Annotated in this window: 3 protein-coding genes and 1 pseudogene; all 4 read left to right on the top strand. The window is 56.7% G+C overall.

Annotated elements, in window-relative coordinates; translation table 11 throughout:
* Positions 1 to 267: 267 nt before the first annotated feature.
* The 4 genes and pseudogenes from ADK28_RS29295 (at position 268) to ADK28_RS22220 (ending at position 2720) form a co-directional block, all read left to right on the top strand.
* Positions 268 to 1572, top strand: a complete 1305-nt coding sequence (locus tag ADK28_RS29295) for a DGQHR domain-containing protein (RefSeq protein WP_161802726.1) — start codon at positions 268 to 270, stop codon at positions 1570 to 1572.
* 53 nt (positions 1573 to 1625) lie between these two features.
* Complete coding sequence (locus ADK28_RS22225) at positions 1626 to 2333, top strand: plasmid SOS inhibition protein A (RefSeq protein ID WP_049190974.1); 708 nt, start codon at positions 1626 to 1628, stop codon at positions 2331 to 2333.
* Between the two features lie 170 nt (positions 2334 to 2503).
* A pseudogene (locus ADK28_RS33110) lies at positions 2504 to 2653 on the top strand (DUF5431 family protein); the annotation flags it as partial.
* A complete protein-coding gene (locus ADK28_RS22220; RefSeq protein ID WP_275452769.1) occupies positions 2601 to 2720 on the top strand; it encodes a type I toxin-antitoxin system Hok family toxin in 120 nt (39 codons plus the stop codon). The pseudogene ADK28_RS33110 and the gene ADK28_RS22220, both read left to right, overlap by 53 nt.
* Positions 2721 to 3167 lie beyond the last annotated feature (447 nt).

The raw sequence follows: 3167 nt of genomic DNA, 5'->3' as shown, positions 1-3167 counted from the left end.
GCCCACTTTGCCCCCGTTGTCAGCGGTGTTCACTTTTGCTGTGACTGACACTGCCCTGTTCCGGTCCATAAACAAGGGTCGGCTGAAGCCTGATGCCGGCACCCGTTCGCACTCCCTCCCTCTGGTCAGTCGCTTGCGCTGCGGCTTTGTCATCCCCCTTGTTTCCGTCCCCGATGGAACAGGGCGGTCATGTGTCACAGCAACGTGCTCCCCGCCTTTCGGAAACGGAAAAGGGAGGACACCAGAAAGAAGCCGAAGGAGGCCATCATGACGACCCAGACCCAAGAGCACTTTTTCCAGTTCCCCGCTATTCGCTGCCACCAGGGCGGCCGTGTCCAGTACATGCTCTGCGCGCCGATGAATATGCTGAAACGCATTATGGCGTTTGACGATGCAGGGGATGTGATGTCCCGCTCCCAGCGTGAGGTCCACCTGGGCCGGGCTAAAAAAGTCACCGGCTACCTGACCAGTGGCTATGACAATAAGACCGACTATATGCTGCCCACGCTGGTCGGCAATATCGATGGCGTGGTTCGCTTTGAAGAGGCGGAAGGGGTGAAAGGTGGTTTGGGGACGTTATTTATTTCAATGGATGCAGATATTCGTCTGTTTGACGGCCAGACCCGCTCCCGGGGGATCATTGACTATATTACCGCGCGGAAAGATTCACCCGATACCATCACACTGCTGCTGACGGAAGGGCTGTCTCTGAAGGCCCGTCAGCAGTTCTTTGCTGACATCAACAACAATGCCAGCAAACCGGCCACGGCCATCTCAATGGCGTACAACCATAAAGATCCGGTCAATGATCTGGTCCGTCAGATTGTGAGCGCCGTACCGGCCCTCAACGGTCGCGTGGATTACGAGCACAACGTGGTCCCGGCTAAAAGTGACCTGCTTATCAGCTTTAAAGCACTGCATGACGCTACCCGCAAAATGTTTGGACTGCGTGCCAGTGACGAGATTTCCGATGTGCTCCGTGGAGATGCCATCAATTTGTGGAAGGCGTGGAGCAAGGCGCTGCACTGGGCATGGCTGACTGAAAATGTGGGCCCCGCGCTGTACCGCACCCGCCATATCGGCACGCACGGCGTCATGGTTAACGCTATCGGGATTGCCACGGCCATGATGCTGGAACACCACGATGCGGCAACGATCGCAAACCTTCTGAACCGAAATGAGCTGGGATGTATTAATGCCCTTTCCCCCTTTGTTCATGCTGAATGGCACGGTGTCTGCGTGGATGCGGAGACGGGTACGGTGAAATGCGACACTCCGGCACAAAACCGCGCGGCTGAGAAGCTGCTGGCAGTATTTGGCCTGAGTCCTGAACATCCGGATGCCTGGCTTCGTCCATGTTTTGATGGGGACGTCTCCGACGAACTGGTTTCCGACATGGTGGAGAAGGTCACTAAGGTGGCTGCCGAAAAAAAGCTGGACCTTGCCATGCTGAAGACGGCCATACCGGAACGGATTGCCGGGAACGGCGAGACAGTGAAGCCTGTGCTGCTGAACATGCGCCGGTTACGTGCCTGGATAAGCGAGCAGTTTCCTCAGACGGACGCGGAGTAAAACCCTCGAAGACCGCCCGGGAGGGCGGCTCTGTTCCGAAGCATCTTTCCCTGGTGCCACTCTGGCCGGAGCGGCAGGCGGCATTGCAGGCGATTATCGACGTCGAAAGTGACACGGGAAGCCGCCGCTTCAATTACTACCCCTATGCGGCCGCCTTCTTCAGGCGGCTGACAGGGCGAGGGAAAGTTACTGGTAAAGCACTGAAATCCGTTGTCGGCATCATGTGGAACCCCCGCGAGAGGCTGGCTACGTTGGGAGATTACGAAATGGCATTTGATACGTTGATTCGAACCCGTGGCGAGTATTGCCCGACGCCATTGTGCAGCTCAACACGGCACTGGCTGTTCCCTGAGGTTGAATTTCAGCAGATGGAGCGTGATCGACAGCGCGCCAGGCTGAGTGCGCATAAGTCCAGCATCAAATCCCGCCGCCAGTGGGAACGGCAGCGGGAGCAGGAGGCGATTCAGTATCATCGCGTTGTGCAGCTGGCTGCCCTGGATTTGAATTTCCAGAGTCCGGATACCTTCTGCCAGTGGAATAAGCGGCATCCGGACCTGAAGGAAGTTGACTGGCTCAACATGTTCTGGCGCTGGCAGCCGCGTTTCCCGTCAATTGCTGAGCTGGAGTGGCTGCGTTATGGATCTGAATCGCTGTTCACACTGGTGCTGAATCTGGCGGCAATTGTCCGGGATACCCCCGAGGTGGTCCGGGCGCAGGAAAGGCTGTACGTGCCGAATAAACTGGGTTATTCAGGCTGCTGAATTTGCATGGATTTTAGTGGTTATTCCTGGTCAGAATGGGATGACTGGCGGTATAATGAGCGTGGCGCTTGAGGCTTTTTGCCTCATGATGTTTCAGTGGTTTGGATGTTGTGCGGCAGAAAGAAGAAAGCCCCGAAGGTAATTTTTTAATCACCAACGAGGCCACCTGCATGCCTAGACAACATCAGGATAGCCTCTTACCCGCCGCAAGGCAAGGAGAAGAAGGCCATGAAGATGCCACCCAACGCCCTTATCTGGTGCGTATTAATAGTGTGTCTCACACTGCTGATATTCACCGCCCTGACCCGGAAATCGCTCTGCGAAATCCGGTACCGGGACGGAAACAGGGAGGTGGCGGCTTTCATGGCTTACGAATCCGGTAAGTAGCAACCTGGAGCGGGGGGCAACCCCCGCTTTTCAGGGAAAATGATGCAGTCTGGTAAGTCCTGAAGCGCCTTTTTGAAGGGACTGTCTGAGCAATCGGGCAGTCCCTTTTACTATTCTGCCAGCCGCAAAACTGCGGCCCTGCGCTTGCAGCTGCCGTACCGGCAGCGCCGCTCTCACTGGCCAGCACAGCTGGCCGCTAAGGAAAGCCGGTAAACCGGCTTCTTCCGGTGCCCACTTTGCCCCCGTTGTCAGCGGTGTTCACTTTTGCTGTGACTGACACTGCCCTGTTCCGGTCCATAAACAAGGGTCGGCTGAAGCCTGATGCCGGCACCCGTTCGCACTCCCTCCCTCTGGTCAGTCGCTTGCGCTGCGGCTTTGTCATCCCCCTTGTTTCCGTCCCCGATGGAACAGGGCGGTCATGTGTCACAGCAACGTGCTCCCCGCCTT

This window comes from Serratia sp. 506_PEND, from assembly GCF_001076875.1.
Lineage (GTDB): Bacteria > Pseudomonadota > Gammaproteobacteria > Enterobacterales > Enterobacteriaceae > Serratia > Serratia marcescens.
The sequence above is the reverse complement of the archived record's forward strand: the minus strand, read 5'-3'. Positions and strand labels throughout refer to the sequence as shown.

Excerpts from the sequence above, each read along its gene's own strand:
- ADK28_RS29295 (WP_161802726.1), top strand. The coding sequence starts at position 268 with ATGACGACCCAGACCCAAGAGCACTTTTTCCAGTTCCCCGCTATTCGC.